The sequence below is a fragment of the Streptomyces mexicanus genome, from assembly GCF_902506575.1.
GTDB lineage: Bacteria > Actinomycetota > Actinomycetes > Streptomycetales > Streptomycetaceae > Streptomyces > Streptomyces mexicanus.
The window spans coordinates 5,932,121-5,947,155 of sequence record NZ_LR732544.1; the positions used below are offsets into that span (position 1 = coordinate 5,932,121).

11 protein-coding genes and 1 pseudogene are annotated in these 15,035 nt (G+C 70.5%); 4 read left to right on the top strand and 8 right to left on the bottom strand.

Features of this window, described 5'->3' with window-relative positions; translation table 11 throughout:
* Window positions 1-16: 16 nt before the first annotated feature.
* A complete protein-coding gene (locus tag GV126_RS26490) occupies window positions 17-895 on the bottom strand; it encodes a methyltransferase domain-containing protein (protein WP_185947646.1) in 879 nt (292 codons plus the stop codon).
* A gap of 957 nt (window positions 896-1,852) precedes the next feature.
* On the opposite strand from GV126_RS26490, the gene GV126_RS26495 reads away from it, so the two are divergent.
* Window positions 1,853-2,197, top strand: a complete 345-nt coding sequence (locus tag GV126_RS26495; RefSeq protein ID WP_159671522.1) for a MerR family transcriptional regulator — start codon at window positions 1,853-1,855, stop codon at window positions 2,195-2,197.
* Between the two features lie 338 nt (window positions 2,198-2,535).
* On the opposite strand, the gene GV126_RS26500 is transcribed toward GV126_RS26495, so the two are convergent.
* The 6 genes and pseudogenes from GV126_RS26500 to GV126_RS26525 all read right to left on the bottom strand — a co-directional run bounded on the left by GV126_RS26500 (window position 2,536) and on the right by GV126_RS26525 (window position 8,756).
* On the bottom strand, window positions 2,536-2,877 hold the full coding sequence (locus tag GV126_RS26500) for an SCO5918 family protein (RefSeq protein WP_159671523.1): 342 nt from the start codon (window positions 2,875-2,877) through the stop codon (window positions 2,536-2,538).
* A gap of 669 nt (window positions 2,878-3,546) precedes the next feature.
* Entirely contained in the window at window positions 3,547-3,750 is a 204-nt protein-coding gene (locus tag GV126_RS26505) for a cold-shock protein (RefSeq protein ID WP_159671524.1), read from the bottom strand.
* Between the two features lie 476 nt (window positions 3,751-4,226).
* Complete coding sequence (locus GV126_RS26510; protein WP_159674123.1) at window positions 4,227-4,616, bottom strand: DUF5994 family protein; 390 nt, start codon at window positions 4,614-4,616, stop codon at window positions 4,227-4,229.
* Window positions 4,613-5,122: pseudogene (locus tag GV126_RS26515) on the bottom strand (zinc-binding dehydrogenase); the annotation flags it as partial. The gene GV126_RS26510 and the pseudogene GV126_RS26515, both read right to left, overlap by 4 nt.
* Window positions 5,123-5,531: 409 nt before the next feature.
* Window positions 5,532-8,318 (bottom strand): helix-turn-helix transcriptional regulator, encoded by a 2,787-nt coding sequence (locus GV126_RS26520; RefSeq protein WP_185947633.1) that lies wholly within the window; start codon window positions 8,316-8,318, stop codon window positions 5,532-5,534.
* Between the two features lie 42 nt (window positions 8,319-8,360).
* A complete protein-coding gene (locus GV126_RS26525; RefSeq protein ID WP_159671528.1) occupies window positions 8,361-8,756 on the bottom strand; it encodes a hypothetical protein in 396 nt (131 codons plus the stop codon).
* A 781-nt stretch (window positions 8,757-9,537) separates the two neighbouring features.
* On the opposite strand from GV126_RS26525, the gene GV126_RS26530 reads away from it, so the two are divergent.
* From GV126_RS26530 to GV126_RS26540, 3 genes are all read left to right on the top strand, one after another.
* A complete protein-coding gene (locus tag GV126_RS26530) occupies window positions 9,538-10,452 on the top strand; it encodes an MBL fold metallo-hydrolase (protein WP_159671529.1) in 915 nt (304 codons plus the stop codon).
* A 22-nt stretch (window positions 10,453-10,474) separates the two neighbouring features.
* Complete coding sequence (locus GV126_RS26535) at window positions 10,475-12,007, top strand: carboxylesterase/lipase family protein (RefSeq protein WP_159671531.1); 1,533 nt, start codon at window positions 10,475-10,477, stop codon at window positions 12,005-12,007.
* Between the two features lie 107 nt (window positions 12,008-12,114).
* Window positions 12,115-13,452: a DUF1254 domain-containing protein gene (locus tag GV126_RS26540; RefSeq protein WP_159671532.1), complete on the top strand. Its 1,338-nt coding sequence runs from the start codon at window positions 12,115-12,117 to the stop codon at window positions 13,450-13,452.
* A 97-nt stretch (window positions 13,453-13,549) separates the two neighbouring features.
* On the opposite strand, the gene GV126_RS26545 is transcribed toward GV126_RS26540, so the two are convergent.
* A complete protein-coding gene (locus GV126_RS26545) occupies window positions 13,550-14,977 on the bottom strand; it encodes an MFS transporter (RefSeq protein ID WP_159671534.1) in 1,428 nt (475 codons plus the stop codon).
* Between the last annotated feature and the right edge of the window lie 58 nt (window positions 14,978-15,035).

Sequence of the window (15,035 nt, forward strand, 5' to 3'; positions counted from 1 at the left end):
GTCCACTGCTGGTCGGTCAGCCGGAGCATGCGCCCGCTCGTGGCCACCGAGGCCGATAGGCAGTGGCCAGTACGGAGACGGTGACCTGATCGGGCAGAAAGCCGTGATGGCCGAGGTCCCCACGGCTGACGTGACGGGCGCTCGGCGTCATCGCCAGCAGGTCCAGGACATCCAGCCTGGACAGGGGCGCGGAATACTCCACCTGTTCGGTGACGGCGGCCTCGAAGAAGGGGCTCAACGCCTGGTGCAGGCGCTGCTCCTTGGCCGGGTCGACCGTGACCATCGCAGGCACCCGTTCGCGCAGCTCGGCCAGGTGTCGCCCGGTGGGACGGACCACGATCAGCCGCCCGGTCGGGCGCAGCACGCGGTGGAACTCGGCCGGGTTGCGTGGTGCGAACACGTTCAGCACGACGTCGGCCACCCCGTCGGCGAGCGGGAAGGGACGGAAAACGTCCCAGGACACGGCGGCGGCTCGATGATGGGCACGGGCTGCCGAACGCAGCGCGCGCACCGATGTGTCCAGACCCAGACCGCGGGAGCCGGGCACTTGGTCGAGTACACCGGCCAGGTAGTAGCCCGTGCCGCATCCCACGTCCACGACCGTGGCCTGCTCGGTCGCGGCGCCGGCCACCAGGCGGGCCCCGACTTCGCGGATGGGCGCGTAGGCGCCGGTGGACAGGAACCGGTCCCGGGCCTGGACCATGGGTGCGTCGTCGCCGCTGGTGGCGCGGGTGCCCGTCAGCAGACTGGCGTAGCCGTGGCGGGCGACGTCGAAGGTATGGCCCACCGGGCAACGCAGCGCGCCGCGGCCGGGGTTCAGGCGAGGCGTGCGGCACGTTGGGCAGCGCAGCAGGTCGAGGGACAGTTCGAGGGCAGGGGGAAGCGACACGGGCACGAGGCACTCCTGGCAAGGGGGTAAAGGGAAGGGACCGTGCCTGCACCGCGCTCAGAGCGTCATTGCTTCACGAAGGAACGTGCAGCATTGGGCAGTTGTGCACGCAGCAGGCACACCAAGGAGGGCGACGCCGTCCGGCATCGCCCTCAGCGCCTTCCGCTCACAGGAAGCAGCAGTGCGGGGTGCTCATGAATGCCACGTCAGAAGTGTACGAGCATCGGCGAGGCCCCGTGCTTCACCGGAGTCGGAAGGCAAGACCTACGTCCAAGGCCGAGGCCCGTCTGCGCTCCGGGCTGATCCCTGTGTGCCGGGCCCTGGCATACCGTGCTGCCCGACTCCGGATCGTCCGCGCAAGGGGAGAGCGTATGAGCACCGCTGCACCGGTATGCCCGCCTCGGGGCCGGCTTCGGCGCCGTGTGCCTGGGCGTGCCGCTTGTCGCCGTTGGCAACGCGCTGCCAGGATCGCCAGGACAGGATTCAACCAGTGACAGCGCCCTCCGGGGCGTGCTGACGCCAGACCTGTGAACATCGATCAGGAAGAAAATCTGTCACGGCGAGAGTAGACATTGAGCTGTCGCAGGGTTACGGTTTCCTACGTACCCAGGAAGGTCAAAGTGGGCACGGCAGAAATGGACTGCCGTGCGAGCAGGATGCGACCCGAAGGGTCGCGAGCAGTACCCGCGGTATCCAGCAGTACAACCGAGTAACCGAGGTAAGGAGCAGAAGCGCCATCAGGATCGCCCGGGCGAGGAAGCAGTCAGCCCGGGTACCGCAGACCCCGGATTGGAAGGTGGTCCCCGGTCACGCATCCGCGATCCCCGCAGCCCCGCCCTCCGGGGTGGACCCTGCGGACAAAGAGGGCCGACGCAGTCGGCCGGTAGATGGTGTTGAAAGCTCGGGGCCCGGGTGCCGTACGGCACCCGGGCCCCCCGACGCGTCCCCCGGAAGAAGAGGTCTATGCCCCCTCGCAGTACCCGCCCCATCGACAACCTCGACGATGACGACTATCCCGCCTACACCATGGGCCGCGCCGCGGAGATGCTCGGAACCACCCCCGCCTTCCTTCGTGCTCTCGGTGAACACCGCCTGATCACCCCCCTGCGCTCCGAAGGCGGCCACCGCCGCTACTCCCGCTACCAGCTGCGCATCGCCGCCCGCGCCCGGGAACTCGTCGACCAGGGCACCCCCATCGAAGCCGCCTGCCGCATCATCGTCCTCGAAGACCAACTCGAGGAAGCCCAGCGCATCAACGAACAACTGCGCGCACAAGGCGCCGAATCGCAGGCCCAAACCTCGCCTTGACCTCGCCGCGCAAGCCGAACACCGACTGCCGGCAGAACCGGACGGCAGTCTTCAGGCCTGCGCCGCCGCCCTGGTGCAGCCGGCACGCGCTGCACCACACCGAGGACCCCGGAAGCATCCGCCGGGGTCCTCTGCCACTCACCGTCGGTGGATCCTGGAGACGGGCGGCATGGACCGAGCTGCCATCAAGGACAATCAGCGCCCGGACCGTGGTGATTCCAGCTGTGTCGACCGGTGAGACGCTCTGGCCGCCCGTTGCCCGGCCGGCGTTTTCGAGTGGACGGCGACACAACGGTGGGGCCCTGCCGACGCGCGTCGGCAGGGCCCCACCGGGATCCTCAAGGGCGCTCTCCGGCCCCTCCCCACAGGGCCATGGGGTCGGTGTCGGCCGGCGTGGTCGAGGGAGTCCGGAGTGAAGCGGCACCGCCCGCGTCCTCTGCGGCCTCGGGACGGTCGTGACAGGTGAATCCCAGGCGTGTCATGGCCCGGGTGACTTCGAGGGCGGTGAAGTCACGGGGGTCTTGCCGCGTGATCACCTGGCCCACCTGCTTGACGGGGTAGCGGCGGCGGCCGATGGTCACGGACGCACCCGTGACGAGTTCGGGCGTGACGCCCTTCATCGAGGCCAGCACCCCGGTCTTGGTCAGCTCGAACGGGTACCGGGCGATGACGCAGCGCATGATGCCTCCCAGGGGAGAAGTCGAGGGGGAAGGAAACCGGGCTGTCCGGGGCGAGGCGGATCAGCGGGGGAGAGGGAGGGCGCCCGTGCTTCGGCCGTACTCGCCGACGCCGCCGGGGCGGGAGTCGGGCCGGGGCGACGATCCGTCGAGGACGTCCCGCAGGCGGACCCGGTCCGTGTACGTGGGACTCTTACGCAGGACAGCGAGCCGAGCGAGACTGATCGAGTCCGTGCTCTGGTCATCCCCGTCGCACACAGTCAGGCAGTCGACACGAGCGCCGGCCATGACGGCCAGAGCCACCTCGACGGTCATGTCGTCGCATACCCGAGGCCTGTCCGTTTCGATGTCGCCGGGCACGATCACGGCGGCGGGGTCCTCCATGCGGTACTGCCTCTGGATTGACGTCAAGGGTGCCTCCTGCGGTGAAGCTGTTCGGTTCGGTGTCCATTGCGGTCCCGGGAAGACACGCTGACCTACGTGTGGGGTTCATTGCGGAACTTTCCTCGACGCAGGCGCATATCAATGAATTCCGCAGCAGAACAAGCAGCGCCAAGAATCACAGCAACGGGGCGGAAAAGCAGGGCCGAATCACCCCGGGAATGATGCGAGCTGGGGCCCGCACCCCAAGGTGCGGGCCCCAGCTGCGAAGTATGAGTCAGTGCCGGCGCGTCACGCAGGAACGATGTTCTCAGCCGTCGGGCCCTTCTGGCCCTGCGCGATGTCGAACGTCACCTTCTGGCCCTCCAGCAGCTCGCGGAAGCCCTGGGTGGCGATGTTGGAGTAGTGGGCGAAGACGTCGGCGCCGCCGCCGTCCTGCGCGATGAAGCCGAAGCCCTTTTCCGCGTTGAACCACTTCACAGTGCCAGTAGCCATTTTGTTTCTCCTTCGGGGGACGGTGTCAGGAAAACGCCCTGTGCGTATTCCGTGTCGCCGTGATGATCGGCCGTCGGAAAAACCGCCTGGCAACCACACCTGCAACTGCTGACGACAGTAGCACGTCGACTTCGTCCTTGCGTGGTAAAGAATCGTTCGCCGCCTGTCGCCTCAGAAATGTTTCTCGTGCGCCGCACCGATTTCTGCCGTAGCCGACACAGATATTGTCTTCCGGGCCGTGGCGCAGCCGCCCGACTGTCTTCGCTCACAGCGCTGTGACCTCCACCAACGGCTCGTCCACGGCCGCTGTCATCACCGTGCGAGCAAGTTGCCGACGAAACGTCGAGACTCCAGGTGCGAGACGAAGCCCACACGCCCCCTCATGACACTGCAGAGCATCGCCCGTGAATCACCCCGCGACGCCGCCATCCGCCGTCGCGGGCCGGACCCGTCCGGGACCGGCCGACCCGGCCGGGTCAGGCGGGGCGCCCCGCGGCCGGAGTCTGCGCCGTGGCCGTCTCCATGAGCCGTTCGGCCTCCTCCACCGTGGCGGAGGGTGGCACGACGAGCAGGTCCCAGCGGCCCTGTCCGGGAGTGAGCAGGCACACGGTGTCCTCGGCCCGCGACGGGCCGGTCCGACGCAGGTGCACCTGCTGGTCCTCGACGGGCACGCCGTCACCGGACAGTGACCACATCGCTCCGTTCACGAGGACGCTGGTGATGTGTCCCCAGCGCAGCGGCAGCGCGGCGAGCAGCCCGGGGAGTTCGGTGGTCAGGTCGTACGACCGAGGCCACCAGGCTCCGTCGATGCGTCGGGCGGGGGTGCGGGTGGCGCCGGTCGGCGGGACGGGGGCCTGTCGCCTCAGGTGTCGAGGTCGGGGCGGAGAACCACCCGCCTGCCGTGCAGTTCGCCCTGCTCCATGCGGCGGTGGACGTCCGCGGTGGCGCTCAGCGGGAGCGTCTCGGTGGCCCGGGGGCGCAGCCGGCCGGCGGCCAGCAGGCGGTTGATGGTGACGGCGGCCTCGGCGAGTTCGGCGGTGGGGGCGTGGGAGATCACGAATCCGGTGATCGAGCCGTCCTTCATGTACAGCGCTCCCGCCGGGAGCACCGGCTGGGTGCGGGCGCCGGCCAGCAGGACGATCCGGCCGCGCGGAGCGAGCAGGTCGACGGCGGTGGTCAGGTCGTTGTGACCGGAGGTGTCCAGGTGGGCGTCGACGCCGTGCGGGGCGGCGTCCCGGATGCGCGCGGCCAGGTCGGGGTCCTTGTAGTCGAGGACCTCGGCCGCGCCCAGCGCGCGGCAGTACTCGGCGTCCGACGCGGAGGCGGTGGCGATGACCCTGGCGCCGGCCTCGACGGCGAGCGTGACCATCGCGCCGACCCGGTGCTCCGATGGTCTCGATGAAGGCTGCGCGCATGGCCGCCAAGTCTTCCACCGCAGGTCGCGGCGGCGCCGCCGTCTCGGGGATGGTTCGTCAACTCACGGGCCCGCCCGGGCCGCCCGCCGGGATGTCACGCGGGGGGCCGACACCACAACGCCGGCGCCCGAACCCTCGCAGCCATCGCCGCAGCCACCAAAGCAACAACCGGCTGCGGCACCTGGCAACCATTCATCGAAAACATCCTCACCACCCCCGCCCGCACCCAGCAGTGACCACACCCACACACCGCCACCCGGGAGATGAACGAGCTATCGGACACGCCACACCAGCGAGACAAGCCGAATGCCCAGCTGGGCTACCCGATGCGATATGCCGTCGGACAGCACCTCACCAACCGCCCACTCAGATCTGAGCACCGGCGCCCGACAGGGTGCCTTCGACCACGTCGCGGAGCTGTGACCGGGCGGTGATGCCCAGTTTGGGAAACACCCGGTAGAGGTGGGAGCCGACCGTACGCGGCGAGAGGAAAAGCTTCTCTCCGATCGCACGGTTCGTCAGGCCGCGGGCCGCGAGCCGGACGATCTGCTGCTGCTGGGGACTGAGTTCATCGAAGGCACTGGGCACCACGCTGCTGGCGGTCTCGATGCCGGCGGCTCGCAGTTCTGCCTTCGCCCGCTCGATCCATGGCCGCGCGCCAAGCCGCTGGAAGGTGTCGAGTGCCATGGTCAGCAGCGGGCGGGCCTCGGTGATGCGACGTTGCCTCCTGAGCCACTCACCGTAGTCCAGTAGTGTCTGTGCCCGTTCGAACGGCCACTGCTCGCCCGTGTCGCCTGTCAGCGCCTCCTGGAAGTACCGTTCCGCGTGGTCCGAATCAGCGAGCAGGGCGCGGCCGCGGTTGACCAGTGCCCTGATCCGTGGCGACATACGCGTCCCCAGGCGCCGCGCCGACCGCTGCAGCAGCTCGGCAGCGTCCTGCTGTCGCCCTCGGCGGACGGCCGCCGCGGCAAGCTCGGCCAGGACGGTGTAGGAGACGTGGTAATGAACCGGGTCGCCGTCGTCGGTGAAGGCGGAGCGGAACTGCGCGTACGCGGTGTCGTAGTCGCCCTCGGCCACTGCCGCCAGGCCCAGGGCCCGACGCGCGAAGACCGCGACGGAGCGGCTTTCCAGCGGGTCGACGAGGATCAGCGCCTGCTCGGCACCCTGTCGCGCGTCGGCCGGCTCGCCGAGCAGCGCGAGCACTGTCGCGTCGAGCACATGCGCACACGCCTCGGCATGATCCAGCCCGGCCGCTGACGCCATCGCCGCGATCTCGGCGGCCACCGATCGGGCCTCGATCCACCGGCTCTGTTCCAGATAGGTCCAGCCGACGGCGCATCCCAGGCCGTCCGGCAGCGCGCCACGGGCCTGCCACCGGTCGAACGCCTCGTCGAAGGTCCTGGCGGCGAGGGCGGTCTGGTCCAGGATCCAGGCCACGATGGCGAGCGCCGTCAGACTCCCGGCGTCGTCCTTGGCCTCCGCGATGAGCCCGGGCAGCGCCGGGGCGAGCAAGGCTCCCGCGCCGTTGGGGTCGGAGACGGCCAGCACCCAGGCGCCCAGGGCGCTGCCGACGGTGGAGTCCGGCATGGCACAGAGCAGGCCCTCGATCCTGTGCAGCTGAGACTCCTCGCCCGAGTAGTAGCGGACGACCGCGGCCGCGGCGAGCGCGTCCAGCACGCGGGGCGAGTGGGCGGCCGCCGCCTCGTCGGCGATGCGCGTGAGCAGAGCGAAGGCCGCCGCATGATGCCGACGCAGGGACATGAGCTGCCCAGTGGCCAGCGAGGCCCTGCTGATCAATGCCGGGTCGTCGCTGCACCCTCGGACCTCGGCGGCCAGCTGCTGCACCCAGCCGAGCTGACCGGTGAAGACAGCCATGACGGCGGCCTCGGTCAGCAACCGCGCCCGGTCGGCGCTGTGCGGGCTCAGCTCCGCGGCGCGCTGCAGGGCAGCGGCGGCGGCCGCATAGCCACCCCGGATCCGGGCCCGGTCGGCCGTCTGCTGCAGGACGGCCGACACGTCCTCGTCGGGACGCGTGGTCGCGGCGGCGAGATGCCAGGCGCGGCGGTCGGGCTCCTCGCTCAACAGCTCCGCGAGCGCGAGATGTGCTTCCCGGCGTTCCTCGAAGGACGCGGCATGGTAGAGGGCGGAGCGGATGAGCGGGTGGCGGAAGGCGATCCGGGGGCCGTCCTGGCGTACGAGACCGGCCCGTTGCGCGGGCACCCACGCCTTGTCGTCGGCCTCGGGGAGTCCACGAGAAGCCGTCGGTACGTCCGCCGCACCAGCGGCCGCAAGCAGCATCAGGGAGCGGCGGGTCGCCTCCGGCAGGGACTCGGCGTGCTCCGCGAAGATCCGCTCCAATCGGTCGGTGACGGGCAGCGGGCCCTCCACGCTGCTGCCATCGGGCTGCCGGGCCGCGCCGGCGCGGGCGAGTTCGATCAGCGCCAACGGATTGCCGGCCGCCTCCTGCACGATGCGCCCACGGGTTCGGCCGGTGGGTGGCGTCGGCTGCTGGTCGAGCAACCGGTTCGCCGCCTCACCGCTCAACGGACCGATTTCGAGGCGCTCGTAACCCTTGTCGAACCCGGGCAGCGCGGCCCCGGCGCGCACACCCACCAGCAGCGTGACGGGTTCGCTGTCCATGCGCCGGGCCACGAAGGAGAGAACGTCCAGCGAGGCGCGGTCGATCCACTGCGCGTCATCGACCACCACGAGCAGCGGCGCCGGCTCGGCCAGGTCCGAGACCAAGGTGAGAACCGCCAGACCGACGAGCATGGCATCAGGGGCATCGGTGCATTCGTCCAGCCCCAGGACCGCCCGGAGCGCGGAGCGCTGCCGCGGCGGCAGGCCGTCCAACTCGCCGAGCACCGGGCGGAGCATCTGATGCAGGCCCGCAAATGCGAGGTGTGCCTCGGACTCGCTACCGACCGCTCGCAGCACCCGGCCGCCCTCGCGCCGCACCCGGTCCGCCGCGAGGCGGAGCAGCACGCTCTTGCCGACACCGGGTTCGCCCGTGACGATCAACACCTCGCTGTGGGAACGGTCAGTGGCGACCCGCCGCACGATGTCCGCGGTCTCGGTTTCCCGGCCCACCACCAGCAGACCGGGATCGCGTGTCGGGCGTCGATTCCCTCGAGCCCTTCCACCATTGCCCACGGATACTCCAGGACTTGAGATTTCCCCAAATGATAAGCGCAGTCACTTCGGTCCCCTATGGGGGCAGGGAAACCGGTCCTGCACTGTGAGCTTGGCTCCACCGCACGCACTGTTCGAAGCGCTCCTGGCATGATCTCCAGAGGGCGGATGGCTGCCGGGATGCTCGTCGAGGGCGGTCAGCGCATGTTTTTCTGGCATCCACTGATCCGTCAGGCGCTCCACGACGGAATTCCGGTATGCGTGACCAGTCAGGAAATCGATCCCGGTCGTACACGCACTTGTCTTGGTGGTGTGGGGTGTGAAGGTCAGGTCGGTGCTGAACTGCTTGCACGCACCGGCCGAGAGCGCGGTCGGCAGAGTCAACACCTCCTGCGGATTCCTTGTGCGGCTCGACGTGCCGGCTTGATCGCCCCTCGTCGCGTTCCAGAAATCTGTCATGCCGAACGGGGGGGGCGGTATCCGTCAGGTGACTGCACCACGGCAGCCGCCGCTCCGCGGGGCGGTGCTCCTGCAGCTCTGTGCACTGGATGCCGTTCCGGTGCACGACGCGGGCCTGGTGAAGCTGCGGGAGGGCTCGTGCACCCTCGACTCCAGGCTGAAGCTGGGCCTCGCCGCCGGGCACACGCCCGGCTCGTCCGTGATCCCGCGGGCTCCGCGAACCCGGCGACCGGCCCGGGGCCGGCCGCCATCCGAGCGGGTCGGCGCCGGCCGGTGGCGACAAGCCGGCGGCGTCCTGACGCTCGCGCAGGACTGTGGCGCGGCGGCCGGCCCCGTTCCGTGGCCAACGGGTCGCCCCGGGACCCACTGCTCGTGAGCGGGACGCCACGCCGAGGGCAGGCCGGATCCCGGTCCGTGCCCGCTCCTTCGGACAAGCGGGCGTCGGCCCAGCCCGGGCACCGTCTTCTCCAGGTGCAGTCACCTGACGCATACCTCAGCACGTCCCGGTCGGCGCACCATGGCTGAGCAGGGCCGCCCACGCAACGGACGCGTACGGAGCGAACCTGCTGCACCGGCGAACACCCGACGGTCCGATGCCCGCATCCGACCTCGGCGGCAGGACCGCCGGCGGCCGAAAGACCCCGCGGCCGCGGTCGCGGCGCCACCGGTGCACTGCCCCTTGGAGGCGCGGCACCCCATGGCCGACATGAGCAACCGCTCATCCGTGTCTCGCCCGCGCCTGCGGCCTGAGCACGCGGAACCGATCGAACTGGAGAGAACCGTGGACACCATCACCCTGGGCGATGTCACCGTGGCCCGTGTCCGGGAGTACTACGGTCCTGTTGACCTGACGCCCGAGGCGTTCGTCCCGGAAAGCCCGGCACAGGCGTGGGAGAACCACCGTTCCTGGCTGGTTCCGCACTTCCTGGACGCCGAGACCAACATCGTGCATTCCGCCATCCAGACCTGGGTGCTGCGCAGCGAGGGCAGGACCATCCTCGTCGACACCGGCGTCGGCAATCACAAGGACCGCCCGTACGCGCCGGTGTGGAGCCGGCTGAACACCGACTTCCTGGGCAACCTGGCACGCGCCGGGGTCCGCCCCGAAGACGTCGACATCGTGATCAACACGCACCTGCACGTCGACCACGTCGGCTGGAACACCTACCTCGACGGCCGGACCTGGACGCCGACGTTCCCCAACGCCACCTACCTCATGGCCAAGGCGGACTTCGACTACTGGAACCCCGCCAACGAGATCAAGACCCTGCTCGGCCGCGGCAACCAGAACGTCTTCGAGGACAGCGTCGCCCCCGTGCACGAGGCCGGCCTGACCCACCTCTGGGAAGGCAGCTACCGGATCGACGGCAACCTGCGCCTCGACCTCGCCCCCGGCCACACCCCCGGCTCGTCGGTGCTGCGGCTGGACTCCGGATCGGACCGGGCCCTCTTCGTCGGCGACCTGGTGCACAGTCCGATCCAGATCCACGAGCCCGACGCCAACAGCTGCTTCTGCGAGGCCCCCGCCGAAGCCCGCGCCACCCGCCGCAGGCTCCTGGGCTCGGCGGTCGACGACAACGCCCTCGTCTTCCCCGCGCACCTGGGCGGCCACGGCGCCGCGGAAGTCGTCCGCGCGGGAGACACGTTCGCCATCAAGGGCTGGGCGCCCTTCGCCCCGTACACCGAGCAGGCCTGAGAACCTGCGGAAAGGCACCACCGTGAACCACCGCCCCGACCCCGTCGTCACCACCCCCCAGGGAGCCGTCCGCGGTCTGCGCCAGGGCGCCGGCCTCACCTTCCTGAACATCCCCTACGCCGCCCCGCCTCGCGGCGCCGGCCGCTTCGCCCCGCCGCAGCCGCACGAGCCGTGGGACGGCGTACGGGACGCCACCGTGCCCGGCCCCAACGCGCCCCAGTCCGAACGCAAGCTCGGCACCATAGACATGACCCCCTACTTCGGCACCGGCTGGAGCCGCGGCGAGGACTACCTCACCGTCAACGTCTTCACGCCCGCCGCCGGCGGTGACGAACTGCCCGTCATGGTGTTCGTCCACGGCGGCGGATTCGTCGCCGGATCGACACGGTCCGCGATGTACGACGGCTGCGCCTTCGCCCGCGACGGCGTCGTCCTCGTCACCCTCAACTACCGGCTCGGCATCGCCGGATTCCTCGACATTCCCGGCGCACCCGCCAACCGCGGCCTGCTCGACGTCGTCGCCGCACTGCGCTGGGTCCGGGAGAACATCGCCGCCTTCGGCGGGGACCCGCACAACGTCACCCTCTTCGGCCAGTCGGCCGGGGCGACCATCGTCGGCGGCGTCCTCGCCGCCCCCGAGGCCGCCGGCCTGTTCCACCGCGCCATCGTCCAAAGCGGCAGCGACCTCGGCGCGTTCACCGCCGAGCAGGCCGCCCGCGTCACCAAGGCAGCGGCCGAGGCCCTGGGCATCCAGCCCCACGTCGACGCCTTCGCGGACATCTCCGACGAGCGCCTGGTCGAAGCCGCCTCCCAGCTCGTGGGCATCGACCTGCGCACCGAGACCCACGGCGACCCGCTGATCGGACTGAGCCCCTTCAGCCTCGTCCTCGACACCCAGCCCGCCGCATCCGTCGCCGCCGGCCTGAGCGCCGACGTCGACCTGCTCATCGGCACCAACACCGAAGAAGGGAACCTCTACCTGGTCCCGGTGGGCCAGTACGCCACCTCGACCGCCGCCGACGTCGACGAGGCGGCGGCGCGCTCACACCCGAACCCGGCGCGGCTCGTCGAGACCTACCGCACGTCCCGCCCTGAGGCGTCCTTCGCGGAACTGCGGTCCGCCATCATGGCCGACGCACTGTTCGGCGCGGGCAGCCGCGCTCTGGCCGACGCCCACGCCGCCCACCCGAAAGCCGCCACCTACGCCTACGAGTTCGCCTGGCGCTCCCAGGCCCTGGACGGAGAGCTGGGCGCCACCCACGCGGTCGAGCTGCCCTTCGTCTTCGACCTCACGGACCGGCCCGAGCTGAACGGCCCCAACGCCCTGCTCGGCCCCGACAAGCCCCCGGCGGACCTCGCGACCCGCGTGCACGAGACCTGGATCCGGTTCGCCAGGACCGGCGACCCCGGCTGGGACCCGTACGACACCGGACGCAGGGCCACCATGCGCATCGACACCGAATGGACCCAGGCCGACGACCCCCGCGGCCAGGAACGACAGGCCTGGTGCTGCCCCCCTGCCCAGCTGTCCGCAGCCTTCAAGGACACACCATGAGCGAGGCCGGGATGACATCGGCGCGTGTCGGGCGGGTCCGCCGTGCGGGAGGTGAGGCAGCCTCGTACCGTCGAACAAGGGGGCGCGCGCGTGCCTGGGAGACGTCGATGACGGATGCATCACTGGAGCAGCTGGCCACCGAGGCCTGGTTGTACGGGTACCCCCTGCTGACGGCGGAGGTGACCAAGGCCGTGATGACGGCCGTCCCGGCCCGCGACGACGAGCGGCGCAAGGCTCCGGTCAACCAGTTCTGCTGCATGCGCCGGACCCCGGACGCCTCGTTCACCGAAGTCGTCTCCCCGAACGCCGACACGCTGTACTCCAGCGCCTGGCTCGATCTGTCGGAACAGCCGCTGGTGATGACTCTGCCGGACTTCGGTGACCGGTTCTGGCTGGTGCCGATCCTCACCGCCTGGTCGGATGTCTTCGCCGTTCCCGGTCGGCGCCTGAACGGCTCCACCGCCGGGCCGTTCCTTCTCGCCGGTCCGTCCTGGGCGGAAGACACCCCGCCGGGCCTGACCCTGCTGCAGTCCCCCACCGTCGTGAACTGGATCGTCGCGCGGTATGCGACCAGCGGTCCGCGGGATTTTCCCGCCGTGAACCAGCTGCAGGACCGCACGCGCCTGATCCCGCTGTCGGCGTGGACCGGTGACCCCGACGACCACACCCCGCCCTCCGACGTCCCCGTCTCCACCGGCATCGACACCGCCACAGCTCCGGTCGACCAGGTCGAGGCCCTCTTCGGGCGCGAGTACTTCTTGCGCCTCAACCGGCTCATGGTCGACAACCCGCCCTACCCGGCCGACGCCGCGTTCCTGGACCGCATCGCCCCGCTGGGCATCGCGCCGGGCGCGAGCCTGGAAGGTCAGCCACCGCACGTGCTCGCCGCGCTGGACGCCGGCGCTGCCCAGGGCCCTGACATGCTGCGCACGCTCATGTCCCGCGCCGAGTCCGCCGGCGACCAGGTCAACGGCTGGACCGTTCACCGTGGTCTGGGCGCGTACGGAACGGAGTACGCCAAGCGCGCCGTCATCACCCGGTTCGGGTACGGAGCCAACCTCGACGCCGACGCCCTCTACCCCCACGCCACCGCCGACGCCGACGGCCGGCCCCTGCACGGCGCCCACACCTACGTCCTGCACTTCGACGCCGGGCAGACCCCGCCGGTGCGGGGCTTTTGGTCACTGACCATGATGAACGACCGCCAGCTGTTCGTCGACAACCCGCTGGGCCGCTACGCGATCGGCGACCGCAGCGGCATGGCCACCAACCCCGACGGCTCCCTGGACATCTACCTCCAGCACCGGAGCCCCGGGCCCGACCGCGAGAGCAACTGGCTGCCCGCACCCGAAGGCAGCTTCAACGTCTTCCTGCGCCTGTACTGGCCCGAACAGGCCGCACTCACCCGCGCCTGGACCCCGCCACCCCTCAGGCGCACCAGCTGACGCTCCCGGCCCGGTGCGCCGCCGGGCCGGGCACCCCGCCGGCGCACCGGGCCGGGGACGTCCTTGCCCGCACGGCTCCCGCTGCCGGGGGCAAGGCTCAGGCGGTTTCCTTGCGCGGTACGTAGGCCACGCTGAGCCCGATGATGGCGAAGAAGCACAGCGCCACCAGCACGACACTCACCCGCAGGCCGAGCAGCGTGTCGTGCATGCCGATCAGGGAGCCGAGCAATGCCACGCCCATCGCCATGCCGACCTGGCGGGCGGTGTTGAGGACGCCGGAGCCGAGACCGGCGTAGGCGGGGTCGATGGCCAGGAGGGCGGCGGCGTTCAGGCTCGGGGAGAACACTCCGCAGCCCAGGCCGGCCAGCGCGGTACCGAGGACGAACAGCGGCCAGGTGCCCTGGTCGTCGACGCCCAGGAGCAGGACGGCGCCGATGAAGGAGGACAGCGCGCCGGTCCACAGCAGGAACCGTGGTCCACGGTGGACCAGCCGGCGGTTGAGGACGATGGTGCCGAAAACCCAGGCCACGGAGAAGGGCAGGAAATAGAGGCCGGTCCGCCCGGCGCTGAGCCCCCACTGCTGCTGGAGGTAGATGGCGAGCATGAACTGCATGCCGTAGCCACCGAACTGGAAGGCGAAGCCATTGATGATGGACGCGGAAAACGCGGCGCGGCGGAAGACGGCCAGCGGCAGCATCGGGTGCGAGGTGCGGGCCTCGACGACGAGGAACACGGCTGCGGCGACCGCCGCGAGGGCCAGCAGGCTGAGCGGGAGCGGCGAGGCCCAGCCCAGCGATCCGCCTTCGATGAGGTAGGCGACGATGGCGGAGAGCGCGGCAATGCCGGTCAGCTGGCCGGGCAGGTCGGGGCGGGAGGCCCGGCGCAGGGTCTCGGCGGCGTAGCGCTGGGCCAGGTAGAGGGTGATCAGGCCGACGGGCACGTTGATGAGGAAGATCGAGCGCCAGCCCAGCAGTTCGGTCAGAACACCGCCGCCGATCGGGCCGGCGACCAGGGCCAGCCCGCCGGTGGCGCCCCATACGGTGATGGCCTTGGCGCGCTCGATGGGATCGGGGTAGGTGCGCGCGATGATCGTCAGGGTGGTGGGCAGCAGGCCGCCGGCGGCGATGCCCTGGAGGAAGCGGGCCACCACCAGGACGCTCAGGTTCGGGCTGACCGCGCACAGCAGGGATGCCGCGGTGAAGCCGGCGAGGGAGAAGACGAACAGGCGGCGGGCGCCCCACCGGTCGCTGATGCTGCCGGCGGTCAGCAGGACGCTGGCCAGCGGGATGGTGTAGATGGTGACGACCCACTGGAGGGCCGCCATAGAGCCGTGGACGTCCCGCTCGATGGCGGGCAGGGCTATGTTCAGCGCACTGCCGTCCAGAAGGATCATGAAGAAGCCCAGGCAGACGGCTGCGAGGGCGAAGGCGGTGTGGCGCGGGGAGCGCACCGGCGCGGCCGGGGGTGCGGGCACCCCTGTGCTCCGGTACGCCGCGCTCGTCGACGTTTCGGGGACGGCGGTCATGGCGTGAACCTTCTTTCGGTCGCGGTGCGGAGGGGCCGGCGAGCAAAAGGGGGTGCGG

Coding starts and splice junctions, on each gene's coding strand:
- GV126_RS26495 (WP_159671522.1), top strand. CDS start 1,853: ATGCCCCCTCGCAGTACCCGCCCCATCGACAACCTCGACGATGACGAC.
- GV126_RS26500 (WP_159671523.1), bottom strand. CDS start 2,877: ATGCGCTGCGTCATCGCCCGGTACCCGTTCGAGCTGACCAAGACCGGG.
- GV126_RS26505 (WP_159671524.1), bottom strand. CDS start 3,750: ATGGCTACTGGCACTGTGAAGTGGTTCAACGCGGAAAAGGGCTTCGGC.
- GV126_RS26525 (WP_159671528.1), bottom strand. CDS start 8,756: ATGACAGATTTCTGGAACGCGACGAGGGGCGATCAAGCCGGCACGTCG.
- GV126_RS26540 (WP_159671532.1), top strand. CDS start 12,115: ATGACGGATGCATCACTGGAGCAGCTGGCCACCGAGGCCTGGTTGTAC.
- GV126_RS26545 (WP_159671534.1), bottom strand. CDS start 14,977: ATGACCGCCGTCCCCGAAACGTCGACGAGCGCGGCGTACCGGAGCACA.